Origin of the sequence: Paraburkholderia sp. RL17-337-BIB-A (genome assembly GCF_046025895.1) — a bacterium.
Classification (GTDB): domain Bacteria; phylum Pseudomonadota; class Gammaproteobacteria; order Burkholderiales; family Burkholderiaceae; genus Paraburkholderia; species Paraburkholderia fungorum_C.
On the sequence record NZ_JARESY010000002.1, the window covers coordinates 3,303,861 to 3,323,737 of the forward strand.

Here is a 19,877-nt window from a genome sequence, read left to right on the forward strand (position 1 = left end):
ACGACGCCTCGGTTTGGGGATATGCGAAAGCAGGAACGTCAGTGACAACGCCTAGTCGGCGCTGGCGGCCGCTTGTTGAGCGTCGCGGCGTACTTTTTCGATGTACTTGCCCATCGCCACAGTCGACAGAACGGCCGCGGCAAAAACGATCGAAAATGCTGCGAGACTTTCGAGCGGGGAATTGTTGTTCACCATATCGATCCCTTCTGGTAGGTACGGCAAGTTCATATGACCGGCGCCGCCCACGTCAACGATCGGCGCACAGCAGGTCTGTGAGCGGTCACGCGCCTGAGCAGTTCTCTGGCCAGATCGTGCGGTGCTTGCTGTAGCGGTAATCCATTGAAAACATGGGGCGGAAGGCAGCCGGAGTCGAACCGACCTGAGAGCGGCTGACGCCCTCAACTGGGTTTGAAGCCCAGCCGCACCACCGGATACGAATGCCTTCCTACGGTGATTGAACTACGTGAACCATGCGTCGCAACTCAAGTGCCGAAAATCAAGTGCCGAAAATCAAAGCACATCGAGCCAACGACTATCCGTGCGCATCAAATGCAGGCCACGGTGGAAGCGAGTATACCCAACCCTGTCGAAGAACTCCAAAAGCTGAATCGCGCGTTTTCGGCCAAGACCGGTGACATCGCGAAACGGTGCAGCCGCTACCGTACCCGCATTCTTTTGCGCTTCCGAGGCCGCGATCGAGGCGAGTTCGCGTATCACCTCATGATGATAAAAGAGGTCACGCACGACCTGAAAAAGCTCGCCCTGCCGCGCGAGCTTGCGCAGCAATTGCCGCACGCGATCTTCGGATACGCCATGCGCGTTTGCCAGATCGCGCACCCAGGGCGGATCGAAACGTCCCTCTTTCAGCACGGGGAGCAGCGCTGCCGCGAGCGCACGATCGGCGTCGTCGAGCGTCACCGCATGGTCCGGCAGATGCAACCAGGGGCCGCGTCTGACGATCTCGCCGCGCGCCGCCGCATCGTCCACTAGCGCGCGCCACAACGCCTCGTCGGCAAGCGGCGCTGCGATCCGACGCAAGCGCGATATATCCGGGCCCAGTTCGTCCGGCGAGCGCTCGTGGTATTGCTTGAGTGTCGTAGCCAGCCGCGCAGCCAGGGCACGCCATGACGCATCCGCGACCAACAATGCGTCGTTACCTGGAAGCTCCACGACGCGCGTGTCAGAAGGCAACTCGAGCACGGCTGCCTGCATGCCCGTCAGTCTTTCCAATAACGAACGGGACAAGCCATGCGGCGCTCTTGCCAGCAGCGAATCCAGCGCGCCGGTGTCGAGCATGATCTGAATCGCGTCGAGCCACGCGAGCCGCTCGGCCGAGCGACGCTTGCGCGAAGGCGCAAACGGATCCAGCACATGGCCGCCGCCAACCGTGCGATCAGCCTGCGCGTTGCGCACGACAAAGCGGTCGCCGGGAAGCGCACACACCGGCCGTTCGAACACCAACTGCACGCGCGCCCGTTGACCTGCCCCGAGTGTCTCGCCATCGAGCAACGCAACATGCGCGACCTGATGCTGTGTGCCCAGATGCACATGCAGCGGCGCCCAATGCTGGAGCGTCAACGGTACATCGGCAAGGAGCGTCAGCATGACGTCGATCCGTTCCGAAGCTTGCGACAAACGCGGATCGACGATCCAGTCGCCACGATCGATCGCGCTCTTCTCAATGCCGGCAAGATTCAATGCGCAACGCTCGCCTGCGTGTCCAGTCTCAGCCGGACGATTCTGCGCATGAATGCTGCGCACGCGCACCGGCTGATTCTTCTGCGCGAGCAGCATGGTAGCGCCCACACTGACGCGTCCCGACACCGCGGTCCCTGTCACGATCGTGCCTTGGCCCGCGAGCGTGAAAACCCGATCGACGGCGAGACGGAACAGACCGTCGTCGCGCTTCATGCGCCACTCTGCTGCCGCAGCGTGCAAATGCGCCTTTAACGCGGCCACGCCAGGATCGTCGTCACGCGGCGCGCAGGTGTCGAATATGGGTGCGTTCCGCAGCACGGTGCCGCTCAGAAACGCTGCAATCTCTTCGTGTACTTGCTGCAGCCGCGCAGCGTCAACGCGGTCTATCTTGGTCAGCGCGATGGCGCCGCATTTGATACCGAGGAGTTCCACAATTGCGAGATGTTCGCGCGTTTGCGGCATCACGCCATCATCGGCGGCGATCACGAGCAGCGCGAAATCGATCCCGCTTGCGCCCGCGGTCATCGTATGGACGAGCTTTTCGTGGCCAGGCACGTCGATCAGCCCGAGCACGTCGCCGTTTTCAAGCGGCACGTACGCATAGCCCAGTTCAATCGAAATGCCGCGCGCCTTTTCTTCCTTGAGACGATCCGTATCGACGCCTGATAGCGCTCTCACCAGACTCGTCTTGCCGTGGTCGATATGCCCCGCCGTACCGACGATCATGCGTTGGCGCCCTTCAGTTGCTCGATCAATTGCGCTTCATCGGCGGCTTCGAGACAGCGCAGATCGAGGCGCAAGGCATCGTCCGCGATACGGCCGATGACCGGCCGCGCCATCTCGCGCAGCCGTTTTTCGAGCGCGAGCAGTTGCCGGCCGCCGCGTTTGCCATCGGCCGTCCTGACGACGAGGCCATGGCTCGGCAATACGTCGACGGGCAACGCGCCGCTGCCGATCTGGCTGAACATGGGCTCCGCCGCCACCACATAACGTTCGCCGATCATGCGCTGCAACGCGGGTTGTACCCGCTCCGCGGTGAGCCGGATAGCGTCGCTCGAACGGGTGAGCAACCGCAGCGTAGTCAATCGCTCCGCAAGCTTTTCCGGCGCGCGATACATCTGCAGCACAGGTTCCAGCGCCGCCAGCGTCAGTTTGCCGACGCGTAACGCGCGTTTGAGCGGATGCTTCTTGATCTTCGCAATCAGATCGCGCCGGCCGACAATCAAGCCTGCCTGCGGGCCGCCAAGCAGCTTGTCGCCGCTAAATGTGACAAGGTCGGCGCCGGCTTCGATGGTTTCGCGCACCGTCGTCTCACGCGGCAAACCCCATTGCGTCAGATCGACCAGCGTGCCGCTGCCCAGATCCACAGCCACGGCAAGACCACGCGAATGCGCGAGCGGTGCGATTGCCTCGATACCGACTTCTTTCGTGAAGCCGTTGATTGCGTAATTGCTCGCGTGGACTTTCATCAGCAACGCGGTTTGCGGGCCAATGGCTTCGTCGTAATCCTTCAGATGCGTGCGATTGGTGGTGCCGACTTCGCGCAGCCTGGCGCCCGCGCGGCTCATGATGTCGGGAATGCGAAACGCGCCGCCGATTTCAACCAGCTCGCCACGCGACACGATCACTTCTTTTTTCGAGGCCAATGCGGACAACGTGAGCAACACCGCCGCCGCGTTGTTGTTGACCACGGTTGCCGCTTCCGCGCCGGTTAATTCGCAAATGAGTTCGTCGATCAGATCGTCGCGGTCGCCGCGCTTGCCGGTGCCGAGATCGAACTCGAGATTGGCCGGTTGCGTGAGCGCTTTCATGACGGCTTGCACCGCTTCATCCGGCAGCAGCGCGCGGCCGAGGTTGGTATGCAGCACGGTGCCGGTCAGATTGAAGACGCTGCGCAAGCGCGCCTCGTTGCGGCGGCGCAGCGCTGCTTCGACCGATATCTGCAGCTGCGCGACATCGAGCGCGCTCACCGACGCAACGCCGGACTGCGCGCTGGCACGCCAGCTATCGAGCGCGTGACGCAAGGCGCCCAACACCTGCGTGCGGCCGAACTCGCTCAGCAGCGCCGCAAATTCGGCCGACGCCAGCACCTTTTCCACCGACGGCACACGCGCCATCAGCGCGCGCAATTCAGAGCCGGTTACATCGCTCACGAGGCAATCCTCTTTCTTCAGTCGGACTCGCCGGAAGACTCCTCTGCGCTGCCGGCCTGCTCCGGCCACAGCCACGGATGCGGCGACGCGCGCCGGTAGCCTTCCGCCCCCATCAGCAGATCCAGCGTGAGACTGGCGAGATCGTCCGCGAACGGTTCGAAATCGTAATCCTTCGACTGAATGCCGATCTTGCGGTAAGTATGGCATTCGTCGCACGACTCCGCCTTCAGGAATGCATTTCTCGAATCGGCTTCCCGGGCGGCCTCGTCAGCGTCTTGTGAGCCGACCGCGTGATAGGCAATGCCTTTGGTCGAGTCGCAGTTCGAACATTTCGAGCGCACCATATGCCATTCGGTCGCGCACAGACCGCATTGCAGGTAGCGGTAATTGTCATACGCGCCGCCCACCCGCACCATGCTCGCCACCGGATGCGATCCGCATACGGGACACAGGCCGAGCGTCTCGAGGTACGGCACTTCGCGCTTGTCGATATCGGCAGCGAGGTCGGTCCACACCACTTGCAGCGCGGCCATGATGAACGGCGCGCTCGCCGGATCGACTTCCTCGAAACGCTGCGCGAAGATCGCATCGGCCTGGGATTCGAGCGTGGCTTGATCCAGGATTCTCAGCCTGGCGATGAGCGCTTCGAGTGGCGGCATCAATGGGCCGGCGGCTTGCACCTTGTCGAGCAACAGAAGCAGAACGTCGTGCCACGCCGGATCGCGTGCGCCGGAGAGCGCCGGAATCAACGGCATGGAGTGCTGTTGCGCGCTCGCGATCAACTCGGTGCTGGGCGGCTTCGCCTTGAAACTCACGATCACGGCTTGCTGCGCATCGGCCAGCACGGCCATCAGGCGCAAATAGCCGGCAATTGGATTGCTGAGCGCCGCCAGTTGACGCAGCCGTGCCGCGCGCGCCGAAAAGACCGCCAGCCGTTCCGGCGTACGGATGCGGGGAATCGCCGTGTGATCGAGCGACTCGATATCGCCGGCTTCAAGAATGCGTTGAACCACAGTATCGACCTCTGAAGACTACGCAGAAAAAATTGCGCTGAAAACTGAAGAGCCGCCGCGGTTCGTCGAACACGGGCGGCGGCTCGGAGTGCGGTGCGCGGCAAGTCGCGCCGCGCTTTTACCTATGCTTTGCCGATCCTACTTGCCGATGATTTCCTTGAACCAGTTCGGATGGTGCTTTCTCGCCCAGCCGTAGGTCACGGTACCGCGCGTCATCGCGCCGATCGAGCCCTTGATCCACAACGCCGCATAAATATGCACGACGATGCCGACGATCAGCACGAACGCCGCCGCGGCATGAACCAGCGCCGCGAGACGGATGACCTCGATCGGGAAATAGAACGAGAAATAGCGCCGCCAGATCACGATGCCGCTCGCCAGCAACAGCAGCAGGCAGATCACCATCGTGAAAAATAGCAGCTTTTGGCCGGCGTTGTACTTGCCGATCGCGGGGAGCTTGTCCTCACGATTGTTGAGCACGTCGTCGATCTGCTTCATCCATTGAATGTCAGCGCGGTCCAGATAGTTGTGATGCCAGAAGCGCAGCGCAAGAATCAGGAACGACAGGAACATCACGCAACCCACGAAGGGATGCAGAATCCGCGTCCACTGCCCGCCGCCGAAGATCGCATAGAGCCACGACATCGCCGGATGAAACATGGCAAGGCCCGATAACGCCAGCAAAACGAAGGTGATCGCCGTGATCCAGTGATTCGTCCGTTCATTCGGCGTGTAGCGCTGAATCAGACCGTTGCCCTTCACATCTTTGAGCACACCGTGCTCATCATGCTCAGCGTGCTTCATCGGATGCCTCCCGGGAACGACGTGCTTCATCGACCTCGTGCTGTGCTTCGGCTTCTTCCGCCTCCGTCACCTCGTTCGGACCCACTCGCGTGTAGTGGAAGAAACCCGCCACGGCCGCGAATGCGATGCCGGCTAGCGCCAGCGGTTTGGCCAGACCTTTCCAGATGGAAACCATCACGCTGATCTTCGGATTCTGCGGCAAGCCGTGGTACAGGGTGGGCTTATCGGCGTGATGCAGCACGTACATCACGTGCGTGCCACCCACGCCGGCAGGATCGTACAAACCGGCGTTCTCGAAACCCCGCTCCTTCAGATCGACGATCCGATCCGCCGCCTGCTGCTTCATGTCCTCCTTGGTGCCGAACATGATCGCGCCGGTCGGGCAGGTCTTCACGCATGCCGGTTCCTGACCGACAGCCACGCGGTCCGAACACAGTGTGCACTTGTACGCGCGGTTGTCCTTCTTCGAAATACGCGGCACGTTGAACGGGCAACCGGTGATGCAATAACCGCAGCCGATGCAGTTTTCCTCGTGAAAATCCACGATACCGTTCGTGTACTGCACGATCGCGCCCGGCGAAGGACACGCCTTCAGACAGCCCGGATCCTCGCAGTGCATGCAGCCGTCCTTGCGGATCAGCCACTCGAGATCGCCTTCGGTATTCTCGTACTCCGAGAAACGCATGACGGTCCACGAATGCTCTGACAGATCGCGCGGGTTGTCATAGGTGCCGGTCGTCGTACCGATCTCGTCGCGCAGATCGTTCCATTCCATACACGCCGTCTGACACGCCTTGCAGCCGATGCACTTCGACACATCGATGAGCTTGGCGACCGTGCCCGTCGCCGGCTCACGCACTTGCGGTTCGGGCAAGGTCGTGGCCGAGAGGCGTTTGATATCCAGTGATTGCAGTGCCATCTCTTTTCCTTATGCCTTTTCGACCTTGACGAGAAACGACTTGAATTCCGGTGTCTGCGAATTCCCGTCGCCCACGGAAGGCGTCAGCGTATTGACGAGATAGCCCGGCTTCGTGAGTCCCTTGAAGCCCCAATGCAACGGCAACCCGACTGTCTGGACCTTTTTCCCTTCGATCATCAGCGGTTTGATCCGCTTGGTGACGAGCGCCACGGCGACGATGTGCCCGCGATTGGACGACACCTTCACACGATCACCCGCGACCACCCCCACCTCCTTCGCCAGGTCCTCGCCGATCTCCACGAACTGTTGCGGCTGCACGATCGCATTCAAACGCGCGTGCTTGGTCCAGTAGTGGAAATGCTCGGTCAGGCGATACGTGGTGGCCGTATGCGGGAAGTTCTCGTGCGTGCCGAATGCAGCCCGATCGTCCGGGAACACGCGTGCCGCCGGATTGCTGACGACCGCCTTGTTGTTCGGATGAAGCGGGTTATAACCGAGCGGCGTTTCGAACGGTTCATAGTGCTCGGGGAACGGCCCCTCCACCAGACCGTCGCGCGAGAAGAAACGCGCCACGCCTTCCGGATTCATGATGAACGGATTCATGCCGTTTTCAGGCGGCTCGTCGACCTTGAAATCGGGAATGTCCGCGCCGGTCCATGCCTTGCCGTTCCACGCGATCAGCTTGCGCGTGGGGTCGAACGGCTTGCCGCTCACGTCGCACGAAGCACGGTTGTACAGAATGCGCCGGTTCGCCGGCCACGCCCACGCCCAGTTCAGCGTGTTGCCGATGCCGGTCGGATCGGAGTTGTCGCGGCGGCCCATCTGGTTGCCCGCCTGAGTCCACGCACCGCAGAAAATCCAGCAGCCGCTTGCCGTGCTGCCGTCATCTCGAAGCTGCGCGAAGCTCGCCAGCTGCTCGCCCTTTTTGGCGAGGACCTTGGTTTTGTCGGTAGGATCGGTCACATCGGCGAGCGCCTTGCCATTGAACTCCATGGCGAGTTCCTCAGGCGTCGGGCTTTCCGGATCCGAATACGGCCAGCTCATCTTGAGAATCGGATCGGGATACTTGCCGCCGTTCTCCTGATAAGCCTTGCGGATGCGCAGCCACAGCCCCGACATGATTTCCAGATCGCTCTTCGCTTCGCCCGGGCCTTCCGCGCCCTGCCAGTGCCACTGCAACACGCGGCTGGAGCTGACCAGCGAACCGCGTTCTTCCGCGAAACAGGTAGTCGGCAGACGGAAGACTTCCGTTTGAATCTTCGACGGATCGACGTCGTTGAACTCGCCGAAATTCTTCCAGAACTCGGAGGTTTCAGTGGCGAGCGGATCCATGATGACGAGCCACTTCAGCTTGGCCAGACCCGCGCCGATCTTCGCCTTGTTCGGCGCCGCGGCGAGCGGATTGAAACCCTGCGCGATGTAGCCGTTCATCTTGCCCTGATTCATCAGTTCGAAGACTTGCAGCATGTCGTATGACTTATCGAGCTTGGGCAGATAGTCGAAGCCGAAGTTGTTCTCGGCGGTCGCGTTATCGCCCCACCACGACTTCATGAAGCTGACGTGGAACGCACGATAGTTGCGCCAGTAGCTGAGCTGGTTCGGCCGCAGCGGCTGAGTTGCGCGCTTGGTGATGAAGGCGTCGTAATCCTGCTCGGCTTCCATCGGCAAGGTCATGTAGCCCGGCAGCAGGTTCGACATCAGCCCCAGGTCAGTCAAGCCCTGAATGTTCGAGTGACCGCGCAGCGCATTCATGCCGCCGCCCGCGATGCCGATGTTGCCCAACAGCAATTGCACCATTGCCCCAGTGCGGATGATCTGCGCGCCGATCGAGTGATGCGTCCAGCCGAGCGCGTACAGGATCGTGCCGGCACGTCCAGGAACAGCCGTCGATGCCAGCATCTCGCACACCTTAAGGAATTTGTCCTTCGGCGTGCCACAGGTTTTCTCGACCTGCTCGGGCGTATAGCGCGAGTAGTGCTGTTTCATCAGTTGATAGACGCAACGCGGATGCTGCAGCGTCGGATCGATCTTCGCGAAGCCATCGTCACCGCGTTCGTAATCCCATGAGCTCTGGTCGTACTTGCGCTTGTCGGCGTCGTAGCCGGAATACAAACCGTCGGTAAACGAGAAGTCCTCACGAACGATAAACGGCATGTCCGTGTAGTTCTTTACATACTCGTGCTGGATCTTGTCGTTGGTGAGCAAATAGTTGATCACCCCGCCCAGGAACACAATGTCCGAGCCGGTCCGGATCTGCGCGTAATAGTCCGCGACCGATGCCGTACGCGTAAAGCGCGGATCGACCACGATCAACCTTGCCTTGCGATGCGCCTTCGCTTCCGTGACCCACTTGAAGCCGCACGGGTGCGCCTCGGCCGCATTGCCGCCCATTACCAGAATCACGTCCGCGTTCTTGATGTCGACCCAATGGTTCGTCATCGCTCCACGGCCAAACGTCGGGGCAAGACCTGCCACCGTCGGGCCATGTCAGACACGTGCCTGATTATCGAATGCGAGCATGCCAAGACTGCGGACCGTCTTGTGCGTCAAATACCCTACTTCATTGCTACCGGCCGATGCTGCGAGCACGCCGGTGGTCAGCCAGCGGTTGACCTTCTTGCCGTCTTCCGTCGTCTCGACGAAGTTGGCATCGCGGTCTTCCTTCATCAGTCTGGCGATGCGATCGAGCGCGTCTTCCCAGGAAATCCGCTGCCATTCATTCGATCCCGCCGCGCGGTACTCCGGATACTTCAGACGGCTCGGACTATGAATGAAGTCGATCAGGCTCGCGCCTTTCGGGCACAACGTGCCGCGATTCACCGGATGATCGGGGTCGCCTTCAATGTGGATGATGCTGGACTTCGCGTTCTTGGCGTTGTCGCCAAGTCCATACATCAGGATGCCGCAGCCCACCGAACAGTACGGGCAGGTATTGCGGGTTTCGGTTGTGCGCGACAGTTTGTACTGACGGACCTCAGCAAGCGCGGGTGCCGGAGAGAAGCCCATGAGGGCCAAACTTGATCCGGCGAGCGTGGTGGCGGAGACCTTTAGAAACTGTCGCCGGGACATGTGGGTCATGTAATGGCCTCGGCTCTTTTTCAGGATACTAATAACGATTATAGAGGCCGATATGAAGTCTTGCAGCGAGACTGCATGTCGTCAAACCGTCATTAAATATGAAGTAACACAGCCGGTTTCAACAGAGCCGGGCACCATTCATGCTGCATGGTTAGGCGGAAGATCAACCCTTACCTTGGATCATTACTGCCATGGCTCGTCGAAATCTCGCTCACTCTTTGGCATGCAGTTTCTATAGCGCAGCGAAATTGGGCGCTTCTGCAGACATCGTTTCGCTCGCGCTCGGTAGCGCGCTGTTAGCGATCAGCCCGTGCAGCCTTGCTCAGATCACGCAAGGCAGCGGTTCCTCGCAGCAGGAAAATCGCACCTCCTCCATGGGCGCCGCGCCGGAAGCGTCCGCAACGGCGGTCCACGAATCGCAGAAGCCGCAAACCAAAGACGGTGCCTCGGGCAACGCGCGCGGCAAGACGGCCGGCCAGGGGCACAAGACCCAAGGTGCCGGCGGGTTCGATAACGGGCTCTACGGCACTGGAGCGGGCAGCAACAAATAACGGGACATGTGCCGCGGCTTGACTGGCCGCGCCGCGCGTGGGTATTGCGGGTGCGATTGCATCGCTGCCGTTGATTGACCTCTGCAACGGGTAACGCCTGGTAGCTACTGCCCTGCGCGGCGCGCGAACAACCGCCATAATGCGGTCATTCGAAGCCTGACATTCGCGCCACAATGACCGATACCCGCCCCGCTGCAAACCCTTCGCCCCGCCTGACCAGCCTGTCACACGGCGGAGGCTGCGGCTGCAAGATCGCTCCCGGCCTGCTCGCCGATCTGCTCAAGCGCAGCGCCCCGCTGCCGTTCTTTCCCGATCTGCTGGTCGGCAACGATACCGCCGACGACGCCGCCGTCTACCGGCTCAACGACGAGCAGGCGATCGTCGCCACCACCGACTTCTTCATGCCGATCGTCGACGACCCGTTCGACTTCGGCCGCATCGCCGCAACCAATGCGCTGTCGGACGTCTACGCCATGGGTGGCAAACCGATCATGGCGCTGGCGATCGTCGGCATGCCGATCAATGTGTTGCCGCACGACGTGATCGCGGCCGTGCTAAAGGGCGGCGAGTCCGTCTGCGCCGAAGCCGGCATTCCCCTTGCCGGCGGCCATTCGATCGATTCGGTGGAACCCATTTACGGCCTCGTTGCGATCGGCGTGGTCGATCCGCGGCGCGTCAAACGCAATGCAGATGCGCGGGCGGGCGACGTGCTGATCCTCGGCAAGCCGCTCGGCGTGGGCGTGCTGTCGGCGGCGTTGAAAAAAGATCGCCTCGATGCAAACGGCTATGCCGCGATGATCGCGGCCACCACCAAGCTCAACCGGCCGGGCGCGGCGCTCTCCATGCTCGACGGCGTGCATGCCCTCACGGACATTACCGGCTTTGGTTTGCTGGGCCACACATTGGAATTGGCGCGCGGGTCGAATCTGACCGCCCGCGTGCGTTATGCGGATTTGCCTTGGTTGCCGGACGTGGTCGGCTTCGCGGAGGCCGGGATTTTTACCGGCGCGTCGGGGCGCAACTGGGAAGCATACGGTAAGGACATCGTGTTGCCGACCTCCTTGCCGTCGACGGCCCGTACGCTTCTCACCGATCCGCAAACCTCGGGCGGTCTGCTGGTTTCGTGCGCACCGGACGTGGTCGATGAGGTACTCGCCCTGTTCCGTGCCGACGGTTTCGACGAAGCGCGCGTGATCGGCGAAATGGTCAGCGGAGAGGGGCGAGTCGAGGTGGTTTGAGGAGCAAGCGGGTTTTGAGTCGCGGTGATCCGAGGGGGCAGGCGGGTTTTATGGGCGACGCGGGGCGAAGCGCAGGTCCTGGAGCAGGTCCCTGAAGCAGGCGTCGGAAGCAGGTCCTCCTGGCGCACTCCTGGAAGCGGGGCCAAACCGGCCGCCAGCCGGCATTGACGGCGCATGCGATAATTTCGCTTCTTCCCGCCGGTCCGTTTCGTCCATCACCCCTTGAAAAATCTCCTCGTCAGCCTCGACCAAGCCGGTGATTTCGATGAAATCATCGATGTGCGCACACCTCTCGAATTCGCCGAAGACCATATTCCCGGCGCGCTCAATGCGCCGGTGCTGAGCAACGAAGAGCGTGTTCTGGTCGGCACGACGTACAAGCAGGTCTCGCCGTTCGAAGGCACGCGGATCGGCGCGGCGCTGGTTGCGCGCAACATCGCGCATCACCTGGAAACGACTTTCGCGGACCGGCCGCGCAACTGGCGGCCGCTGATCTACTGCTGGCGCGGCGGGAAACGTTCAGGTTCGGTCACGGCGCTCTTCAATATGATCGGCTGGCCCGCGCGTCAGTTGAATGGTGGCTATAAAAGCTATCGGCGGGCAACGCTGGACACCCTCGACTCGTTGCCGAAGAGGTTCACCTACATCGCGCTGGTGGGCCCCACAGGCAGCGGCAAGACGCGCCTGCTTGAAGCGCTGAATCGGGCGGGCGCGCAAACGCTGGACCTCGAAGCACTGGCTGCCCATCGCGGTTCACTGCTCGGCGCCTGGGCGGGCGTTGCGCAGCCGTCGCAAAAGCGCTTCGACACGCTGCTGGTAAGTGCCCTGCGCACGTTCGATCCGCTGCGGCCCGTGTTTGTCGAAGCGGAGAGCCGGCGGATCGGTTCGATCACGCTGCCGCCCGCGCTCCTCGAAACGTTCCAGCAGGGTGCCTGCGTGGAAGTATTGTCGAGCCACGAAGACCGCGCGGCGTTCCTGCTGCACGACTATGCGCATCTGTTCGACGATACCGAATCATTGAAAGCGCAACTGCAGAAGATGATCGGTTTGCATAGCCGCGAACGTGTCGCGGGCTGGCAACAACTCGTCGATGAAAATAGCCGGGCCGAGCTCGCTCGCGAGCTGATCGAACGGCACTATGATCCAGCGTATACGCGCAGCAGCCGTCAGCATTTCGTACAACTGCCGCGTGCGTTGCAAATGAAATTTCGGCCCAACGACGCCGACGTCGTCGAGCAGGCAAAAGCACTGCTTGCTCAACTCCATAACTGCGCGCTTACCCTCATCTGATTCAAAAACTAAAGATCAAGAATATCCATCATGCAATCAACCCTCCGGCAGCCCCGTGTCGCCCTTGGCTGGATCGTGTTTCTGCTGATCGCCGTCGTCGGCCTCTTCTATGTGAAGTGGTTCCCGTACTACAACCGCGCCTTCGTCGCCGCGAGCCAACACTCCATCGGGAAATCGATCCTGATGGGCACCTCGGCGAGCGCACCGGCGGCGTCGTGGCAGGCGGCCATCGATTACGCGCTGGCCTACGGCAAGGCAATCTGGCAAGCAATGGTGTTGGGGCTTCTGCTGGGTTCGGCGGTGCAGGCGCTGATCCCACCGCAGTGGGTCGCACGCGCACTCGGCCGGAGCGATTTCAGCAGCGTGGTGAAGGGCGGCCTGATGTCGTTGCCGGGCATGATGTGCACGTGCTGCGCAGCGCCGGTCGTGGCCGGCTTGCGCGCCCGTCAAGCGGCGCCGGGAGCGGCGATCGCGTTCTGGCTGGGTAACACTGCCCTCAATCCGGCCACGCTGATCTTCATGGGCTTCGTGCTCGGCTGGCAATGGATGGGCTTGCGGCTCGCCCTGGGCCTCGTGATGGTGTTCGGCCTCGGCTATCTAGTGAACCGGATGGTCACGCCGAAGGAAGCCGAAGCATCGCGCGAAGCCATGGCGCAACTCGTCACCACCGACGAACCGGGCACCGCGTTCACGCGCTGGGTGAAAATCCTCGGCACCATGACGCTGCGTCTGATTCCTGAATACATCGTGCTGGTGCTGATTCTTGGCGCGGCGCGGGCATGGCTCTTTCCGCACATCGGACCGAACATCGATAACAGCCTGCTGTGGATCGTCGGTTTGGCGATCGCCGGAACGCTGTTCGTGATTCCGACCGCGGGCGAAGTGCCAATCATTCAGGCCATGCTTTCTTTCGGCATGGCCGCCGGGCCGGCCGGCGCTTTGTTGATGACGCTGCCGCTGATCAGCGTGCCGTCGATGGCGATGCTCGGACGTTCGTTTCCGAAGCGCGTGCTGACGGTTGTGACTGTGGCGGTGGTGGTTTGCGGTGTGGTCAGCGGGTTGCTGGCTATAGCATTGGGGTTTTAAAGCATGAAACGCATTGCCGCATTCACGGCGACGAGCTGGTCGGCCGCTGCCCTTCTTTACCTCGGACAGCATTCGGTAGCGATGATCGTGGTGAGCGGGGTTGTCGCGCTGGCCGGCTTCGATCTGCTTCGTCCGTGACACGTCCGCCGCGCTTTTTCCGGGCGACGGCGGATTTTTTCGAAACACCTGGCGCGGCGTACTGGTCGATCTGGTGGCGCAATGTCGCTTCTGGCGCGAGCGTCGCGCCGTTGGTACGGCCCAGTCAAACTGTGGCGAAATACAGGCAATACGGAAGGGAGAGACTGACGGGACAGCCGCGCGATGACGATGCGCGCCGAGGTGATGCGAGAACATGACAGTGGACGAAAGCGCAGCCGCTTTCGTCCACGTCACTTATGCGTTGGTAGGCTCGATTGGATTCGAACCAACGACCCCCACCATGTCAAGGTGGTGCTCTAACCAACTGAGCTACGAGCCTTTAGAGGCGCGAATTATAGAGACTCCGGGCGCGTCGCACAAGTCCCACACGGCAAGTATGTTCGCGAGCGGGGGGGCCATCGGTTCGTCGCGTAGCGAGTCGCGCGGTTCGTTGTCAACTTGCTTCAATTCGTCGATGCCCACCCGGTCTGCGTATCCAGCGGAAAAACCGGCCGCTTCACGTGCTTGAACCTGAACAGCCCACAATCCGAACTCGTCACGCCGCGGCTATCGCACTCCACCAGCGCCGCGGCGATCGGCACGAAAACCGGCCGGCAGTACATGCGCGACTTGAGCAACAGGAAACGCGCACGGCGCGGATCGATGCCGACGCTCTCGAATACGCCGAGGTCCCATGGTTCGTGCGTGTGCTCGGTCATCACGAGCTTGACCGTGCCGGTGTCGAGCACCGCAGCGCGGCCCATGAACGCACGCTAGCCTGTATAGGTCGGACCGCTGATCACGTATTCGCCATCGGTCAGCGCGCGCACTACGCCGGTCACGGCAACCGGCGGCCGCGGCGTCACCGCGTTGCTCGCGACCTTGTTGCCGATCGTCACCGTCACCGTGCTGCCGACGCCCGCCGCCATCAGCGCCGCGACGGCCTGCGGATCGCACAACGGCCCGCTTACGATCCCTTCGAGCTTCTGCTTGAGCGCTTCCTCAAGCAGATCCATCGTGTCGCACGTGCCGCCCGACATGCAGTTGTCGCCATGATCGAGTAACAGCACCGGTTTGTCCGCGCCCTGCGCGAGCGCTGCGGCCTGCGCCACCGACTCTGCCAGCGGCGCGCTGCGATAAACGAAATCGTCACGCTCGTTCCAGATCTGCCGCGCGATGCGCTTCGCCACCGCTTCTGCCTGCTCACGCTCGCCGTTCGCCACCACCACGACGCTGATACACGGCGCCTCGATATCGGCTAGCGAGAAGCCGGACAACACCGACACCGCGAGCATGCCATCGGCCTCTGCCGCGCGCGCGGCTTCCACGGCACGTTTCATCGCGCCTTCGGCCGTCGCGCTGCGCAGCGTATGCGTGAGCAACGGCGGTTGGCGCCATGCGATCACCGGCTTCACCTTGCCATGGAGCAGGTCGAACATCAGACGCGCCGCATGCGCGCCAGTCTCGTACATATCGACGTGCGGATAGGTTTTAAAGCTGACGATCACGTCAGCGTTGTCGATCATCTTCTGCGTGACGTTGCCATGCAGATCGAGTGCAACCGCAATCGGTGCATTGGGCAATGTGGCGCGCAGGCGTTCGAGCAGATCGCCTTCACCGTCGTTCGAATTCTCGGCGACCATCGCGCCGTGCAGATCGAGCATCACGGCATCGCAGCCTGCTGCGGCCGCAACGATCGCGTCGCAGATCGCGTCATAAGCGGCGGCCTCGACCGGGCCGCTCGGATTCGCCGATGCGGCAATGGGCGTCACGATCGCGGCATGCTCGCGCTCGGCTGCGTCGATGAACGCGGCCATTGCCGTCTGCATGCCCTTGTTTTCGTTGAACGCGTCTTCGCCATAGCTCGGGCCGTTGCGGCCGAACGCTGCAAGCGGCGTGGCCACCGGCGAGAACGTGTTGGTCTCGTGGTTCATTCTTGCAATCAGGATCTTCATACCTGCGTGCTCCCTGCCGTTTGCGCGGCGTTCAGCATTGCCTGCAACAGGACGTTGCAGCCGGCTTCCAGGTGATCCGCGCGCGCGTCTTCGATTTCGTTATGGCTGATGCCGTCCTTGCACGGTACAAAGATCATGGCGGCCGGCGCCACGCGCGCGAGATAGACGGCGTCGTGGCCAGCGCCGCTGATGACGTCCATCGACGAAAAGCCGAGCGTGTCCGCACCCTCCTGAATCGCAGCGACCAGATCCGCCGCGAACGGTTGGGGCGGAAAATACACCACTTGTTCGACGTCGACGGTGATGCCTGCTGCCTGCTTACCCGCGGCCGCGCAAACAGCGCGTAGCGCGGCATCCATCTCTGTGAGCGAGGCCTCGGCGGCGGCGCGCAGGTCGACCGTAAGGGTAACGCGGCCAGGAATCACGTTGCGTGAGTTCGGATGCACGTCGAGCCAGCCGACCGTCCCGCGTCCATGCGGCGCGTGGTCGAGAGCAATGCGATTCACCGCGTGAATCAGATCTGCCGCGACGAGCAACGCGTCGCGGCGCAACTCCATCGGCGTGGGACCCGCATGCGCTTCCATGCCGTGCACCGTCACGTCGTACCAGCGTTGACCTAACGCACCCTGTACGACGCCGATCGTCGTGTCATGCGCCTCCAGCACGGGACCTTGTTCGATATGCGCTTCGAAATACGCACCGACAGCATGAGGTGTACCATTTTCGCCCGCATAGCCGATTGACGCGAGTGCGTCGCGCACCGAAATGCCCTCGCGATCGCGTTGTTCGAGCGCATGCTCCAACGTGAACGCACCGGCGAACACGCCCGAGCCCATCATCACCGGCACGAAACGCGAACCCTCTTCATTGGTCCATACCGCGACTTCCAGCGGCGCGAGCGTCCGTATGTTGGCATCGGCCAGCGTGCGCAATACTTCCAGACCGGCCAGTACGCCGTAGTTACCATCGAACTTGCCGCCCGTGGGCTGCGTATCGATGTGGCTGCCGGTCATCACCGGCGGCAGGTCGTCACGCAAACCCGCGCGACGCGCGAAGATATTGCCGATCGCGTCGATCCGCACGCTGCAGCCAATCTCCTTCGCCCACGCGATAAAGAGGTCGCGCGCCTTGCGGTCCAGATCGGTCAGTGCGAGCCGGCACACACCGCCTTTATCCGTCGCGCCGATTTGCGCGAGTTGCATGAGACTGTCCCAGAGCCGCGCGCCGTCGATACGCAGATCGGCGAGCGTCCCGACGGTTGTTGATTCATGAACTTGCATCGATGCTTCCTCGTAGTGAAGACAGAGTGCGCGTCAGACGACGCCGACGCCCAGATATCGGTCCTTGATCGAATCGTCGGCGGCGAACGAAGCGTTGTCGCCTTCGTAGACGATCACGCCCTGTTCGATGATGTAGTGGCGATCCGCGAGTTGCGTGCAGACTTCCAGGTTCTGCTCGACCAACAGAATCGCGACGCCTGCTTCACGGATCAATTTGAGTTGCGCGACGATCTCTTCGACGATCACTGGCGCGAGACCTTCAACCGGTTCGTCGAGCATCAACAGCCGCGGATGATTCATCAACGCACGGCCGATCGCGAGCATCTGCTGTTCGCCGCCGGAGAGTTGAGCGCCGCCATTCGTACGCCGCTCTTTCAGGCGCGGGAAAATGCGGTAGATGTCGTCGAGTTGCCACGGCGAATCCTTGCGCGCGCCCAGGCGCAGGTTTTCTTCGACAGTCAGCAGACGAAAGACACCGCGATGTTCAGGCACGAAGCACACGCCACGCGAGGCGATCTTGTGCGGCGGCATACCACTGATGGCAACGCCGTTGAACGTCACCGTACCGCGCTGTGGTGTGACGACACCGGCAATAGCCTTGAGCGTGGTCGACTTACCCGCGCCGTTACGGCCTAATAGCGTGACCGTTTCACCGTCGTTGATTTGCAGGGACACGCCTTGCAGGATGTGGCTCTTGCCGTAGAAGCCGTGAATCTGCTGCACGTCGAGAATCATGCCCGGCCTCCGGTGATCATGTTGCCGAGATAGGCGCTGCGTACACGCTCGTCGCCGCGAGGATGGGTTGCGCCGCAGCGCTTGCCAGATTCGTTCGCCCAAACCCCATAGCCCGCGCTGCATGAAAAGACTAACGGCGATCAGCACGATGCCGAGCAGCAACAGCCAGCGCGGCCATAGCGTGGAAAGCCAATCGGCGAACAGCACATAGAACGCCGCACCCAGCACCGACGCGAACAGATTGCCCGTGCCACCGATCACCGTCATCACGAGAATCATCTCGCTCGTGTGGTAATCGATGTTGGACAGTGGCGCGATACCGGTCATCAGTGCATGCAACGCGCCAGCGAGGCCCGTCACCGCGCCGGGAGATCACGAACGCCATGAGCTTGAAGCGTTTGACGTCGTAGCCGACCGCGGCCGCGCGCGCCTCATTGTCTCGAATCGCCAGCAATGTCCGGCCGAATACCGAGTGCGAGACGCGCATCAGCAACCAGAACACCACGAGGAACAGCACGGCGACGAAACCGTAGTACTGCCACGGCGAGGTCAACGGCACGAGTGCTTTGCCGAACAACCCCAACGCCGGACGTGGAATGTCGAGCAAGCCGTTGTCACCCCCGGTCAGATCGGGTGTGGTGTAAGCGAGGAAGTAAAACAGTTGCCCGAATGCGAGCGTCAACATCACGAAGTACGTGCCGCGCTGACGAATCGAAAACCAGCCGACCAGTGCAGCGGCAGCCGCGCCGATCACGATCGCGGCAAGCAGCGCCACGGGTATCGGCAGCGCCGTTCTGGTGAGGACGAGGCCCGCACAATAGCTGCCCAGTCCGAAGAAAATGCCCTGTCCGAACGAGAGCAAGCCCGTGTGGCCGAGCAGCAGATTGCAACCGAGTGCGGCGAGCGCGAACACCAGTACTTCCGTAGCAAGCGATCCGGAGCGCAGCGAGAGGGGCCACACGCACACGACCAGCAACGCAAGCAACAGGAAGCGATAGCGATGCAACGCATGCTTCAGGCTGCGTTGAGCCGGTCGGGAAGAAGCGGCTTGCACACCAGGTTTCGAGGTATCGATCATGCCGCTCTCCCGAGCAAGCCGTTAGGCCGGAGGAGCAGCACCGCGGCCATCGCGACATAGATCATCAGCCGCGCGCCTTCCGGGCACAACGTACTCATTACGCTCTGCACGATTCCGACCAGCGCGCCCAGAAAATTGCCCATTCCGCCGACCACCACCACAACGAACGCGACACTGAGCGCCTCGATGCCCATGAACGGATCGACGCCGCGAATCGGCGCGGCGAGCACACCCGCCAATGCGGCAGTGGCGGCACCCAGCGCGAACACCAGACTGAAGACGCGCGTCACGTTGATGCCAAGCAACGACACCATCTCCGTCGATTCACTGCCGGCGCGCACCGCGCTACCGAGCCGCGTGCCTTCCAGCACCCACCACAACAGGGCGGCCAGCACGGCTGTGAATCCGATCACGAACAGGCGATACTTCGGATAGACGAAGCTGCCCCAGATCACCACACCATTCTGCATGTCGGGAACCGGCACGTTGTCGCCGAGCGGGCCCCAGATCAGGATCGCGCATTCCTGCACGACTAGAGCGAGGCCGACCGTCACGAGAATATGAAACTCGTGCTGTTGCGCGTAAACATGCCGCAAGATCAGCTTCTCGACGACCCACGCAAGCGCACCGACGACGACCGGCACGACGACCAGCGCGGTCCAGAAATTCATCGACCATTGCATTGCCTGATAGCAGAAATACGCGCCGAGCAGATAGAACGCGCCGTGCGCGAAATTCACGAAACGCAGCAGGCCGAACACGATCGACAAACCGACCGCGAGCAGGAAATACAGCATCCCCACTCCGATGCCGTTGACGATCTGCAGGAGATAAACGTTCATGGCGTCCGTCTAACAGGCC

General features: G+C 61.9%; 15 protein-coding genes, 2 tRNA genes and 2 pseudogenes. 5 read left to right on the forward strand and 14 right to left on the reverse strand.

Features of this window, described 5'->3' with window-relative positions:
* Positions 1-51: 51 nt before the first annotated feature.
* From P0D84_RS35370 to fdnG, 8 genes are all read right to left on the reverse strand, one after another.
* Positions 52-228 carry a hypothetical protein gene (locus P0D84_RS35370; RefSeq protein ID WP_408344746.1) on the reverse strand — a complete coding sequence of 59 codons (177 nt, stop codon included), beginning with the start codon at positions 226-228 and terminating at the stop codon, positions 52-54.
* 125 nt (positions 229-353) lie between these two features.
* Positions 354-446, reverse strand: a tRNA-Sec gene (locus tag P0D84_RS35375).
* A 64-nt stretch (positions 447-510) separates the two neighbouring features.
* On the reverse strand, positions 511-2,424 hold the full coding sequence (gene selB, locus P0D84_RS35380) for a selenocysteine-specific translation elongation factor (RefSeq protein ID WP_408344749.1): 1,914 nt from the start codon (positions 2,422-2,424) through the stop codon (positions 511-513).
* A complete protein-coding gene (selA, locus tag P0D84_RS35385) occupies positions 2,421-3,851 on the reverse strand; it encodes an L-seryl-tRNA(Sec) selenium transferase (protein ID WP_408344752.1) in 1,431 nt (476 codons plus the stop codon). The genes selB and selA overlap by 4 nt, the downstream gene beginning before the upstream one ends.
* 17 nt (positions 3,852-3,868) lie before the next feature.
* On the reverse strand, positions 3,869-4,864 hold the full coding sequence (gene fdhE / locus P0D84_RS35390) for a formate dehydrogenase accessory protein FdhE (protein WP_408344755.1): 996 nt from the start codon (positions 4,862-4,864) through the stop codon (positions 3,869-3,871).
* A gap of 138 nt (positions 4,865-5,002) precedes the next feature.
* Positions 5,003-5,668 carry a formate dehydrogenase subunit gamma gene (locus P0D84_RS35395; RefSeq protein WP_323044463.1) on the reverse strand — a complete coding sequence of 222 codons (666 nt, stop codon included), beginning with the start codon at positions 5,666-5,668 and terminating at the stop codon, positions 5,003-5,005.
* Positions 5,655-6,587, reverse strand: coding sequence for a formate dehydrogenase subunit beta (gene fdxH, locus P0D84_RS35400; RefSeq protein WP_408344759.1), 933 nt, complete (start codon positions 6,585-6,587; stop codon positions 5,655-5,657). The genes P0D84_RS35395 and fdxH overlap by 14 nt, the downstream gene beginning before the upstream one ends.
* A 9-nt stretch (positions 6,588-6,596) precedes the next feature.
* Positions 6,597-9,665 (reverse strand): formate dehydrogenase-N subunit alpha, encoded by a 3,069-nt coding sequence (gene fdnG, locus P0D84_RS35405; protein WP_408344762.1) that lies wholly within the window; start codon positions 9,663-9,665, stop codon positions 6,597-6,599.
* A gap of 248 nt (positions 9,666-9,913) precedes the next feature.
* Between fdnG and P0D84_RS35410 the strand changes: the two genes are divergently transcribed.
* The 5 genes from P0D84_RS35410 (at position 9,914) to P0D84_RS35430 (ending at position 13,968) form a co-directional block, all read left to right on the forward strand.
* Positions 9,914-10,216, forward strand: coding sequence for a beta-xylosidase (locus tag P0D84_RS35410; RefSeq protein WP_408344765.1), 303 nt, complete (start codon positions 9,914-9,916; stop codon positions 10,214-10,216).
* A gap of 173 nt (positions 10,217-10,389) precedes the next feature.
* Positions 10,390-11,454 carry a selenide, water dikinase SelD gene (gene selD / locus P0D84_RS35415; protein WP_408344768.1) on the forward strand — a complete coding sequence of 355 codons (1,065 nt, stop codon included), beginning with the start codon at positions 10,390-10,392 and terminating at the stop codon, positions 11,452-11,454.
* A 222-nt stretch (positions 11,455-11,676) separates the two neighbouring features.
* Entirely contained in the window at positions 11,677-12,744 is a 1,068-nt protein-coding gene (mnmH, locus tag P0D84_RS35420) for a tRNA 2-selenouridine(34) synthase MnmH (RefSeq protein ID WP_408344771.1), read from the forward strand.
* A 30-nt stretch (positions 12,745-12,774) separates the two neighbouring features.
* A complete protein-coding gene (locus P0D84_RS35425; protein WP_408344774.1) occupies positions 12,775-13,830 on the forward strand; it encodes a permease in 1,056 nt (351 codons plus the stop codon).
* Positions 13,831-13,833: 3 nt separating this feature from the next.
* A complete protein-coding gene (locus P0D84_RS35430; protein WP_408344777.1) occupies positions 13,834-13,968 on the forward strand; it encodes a hypothetical protein in 135 nt (44 codons plus the stop codon).
* A gap of 263 nt (positions 13,969-14,231) precedes the next feature.
* Here the strand turns inward: P0D84_RS35430 and P0D84_RS35435 are convergent.
* The 6 genes and pseudogenes from P0D84_RS35435 to P0D84_RS35460 all read right to left on the reverse strand — a co-directional run bounded on the left by P0D84_RS35435 (position 14,232) and on the right by P0D84_RS35460 (position 19,858).
* Positions 14,232-14,308, reverse strand: a tRNA-Val gene (locus P0D84_RS35435).
* A gap of 124 nt (positions 14,309-14,432) precedes the next feature.
* Positions 14,433-15,923, reverse strand: a pseudogene (locus tag P0D84_RS35440) (M81 family metallopeptidase).
* Positions 15,920-17,203: a Zn-dependent hydrolase gene (locus P0D84_RS35445; RefSeq protein WP_408344780.1), complete on the reverse strand. Its 1,284-nt coding sequence runs from the start codon at positions 17,201-17,203 to the stop codon at positions 15,920-15,922. Before P0D84_RS35445 ends, P0D84_RS35440 begins: the two are co-directional and overlap by 4 nt.
* Positions 17,204-17,236: 33 nt before the next feature.
* Positions 17,237-17,938 (reverse strand): ABC transporter ATP-binding protein, encoded by a 702-nt coding sequence (locus P0D84_RS35450; RefSeq protein ID WP_408346293.1) that lies wholly within the window; start codon positions 17,936-17,938, stop codon positions 17,237-17,239.
* A 63-nt stretch (positions 17,939-18,001) separates the two neighbouring features.
* Positions 18,002-19,016, reverse strand: a pseudogene (locus tag P0D84_RS35455) (branched-chain amino acid ABC transporter permease); the annotation flags it as partial.
* Positions 19,013-19,858, reverse strand: a complete 846-nt coding sequence (locus P0D84_RS35460; protein ID WP_408344783.1) for a branched-chain amino acid ABC transporter permease — start codon at positions 19,856-19,858, stop codon at positions 19,013-19,015. The gene P0D84_RS35460 and the pseudogene P0D84_RS35455, both read right to left, overlap by 4 nt.
* Positions 19,859-19,877: the final 19 nt, after the last annotated feature.

What these genes read in the sequence shown, in the direction of transcription:
- selD (WP_408344768.1), top strand. Translation starts at nt 10,390, where the DNA reads ATGACCGATACCCGCCCCGCTGCAAACCCTTCGCCCCGCCTGACCAGC.
- P0D84_RS35430 (WP_408344777.1), top strand. Translation starts at nt 13,834, where the DNA reads ATGAAACGCATTGCCGCATTCACGGCGACGAGCTGGTCGGCCGCTGCC.
- P0D84_RS35370 (WP_408344746.1), bottom strand. Translation starts at nt 228, where the DNA reads ATGAACTTGCCGTACCTACCAGAAGGGATCGATATGGTGAACAACAAT.
- P0D84_RS35450 (WP_408346293.1), bottom strand. Translation starts at nt 17,938, where the DNA reads ATGATTCTCGACGTGCAGCAGATTCACGGCTTCTACGGCAAGAGCCAC.
- selB (WP_408344749.1), bottom strand. Translation starts at nt 2,424, where the DNA reads ATGATCGTCGGTACGGCGGGGCATATCGACCACGGCAAGACGAGTCTG.
- P0D84_RS35395 (WP_323044463.1), bottom strand. Translation starts at nt 5,668, where the DNA reads ATGAAGCACGCTGAGCATGATGAGCACGGTGTGCTCAAAGATGTGAAG.
- P0D84_RS35425 (WP_408344774.1), top strand. Translation starts at nt 12,775, where the DNA reads ATGCAATCAACCCTCCGGCAGCCCCGTGTCGCCCTTGGCTGGATCGTG.
- P0D84_RS35445 (WP_408344780.1), bottom strand. Translation starts at nt 17,203, where the DNA reads ATGCAAGTTCATGAATCAACAACCGTCGGGACGCTCGCCGATCTGCGT.
- P0D84_RS35460 (WP_408344783.1), bottom strand. Translation starts at nt 19,858, where the DNA reads ATGAACGTTTATCTCCTGCAGATCGTCAACGGCATCGGAGTGGGGATG.
- fdxH (WP_408344759.1), bottom strand. Translation starts at nt 6,587, where the DNA reads ATGGCACTGCAATCACTGGATATCAAACGCCTCTCGGCCACGACCTTG.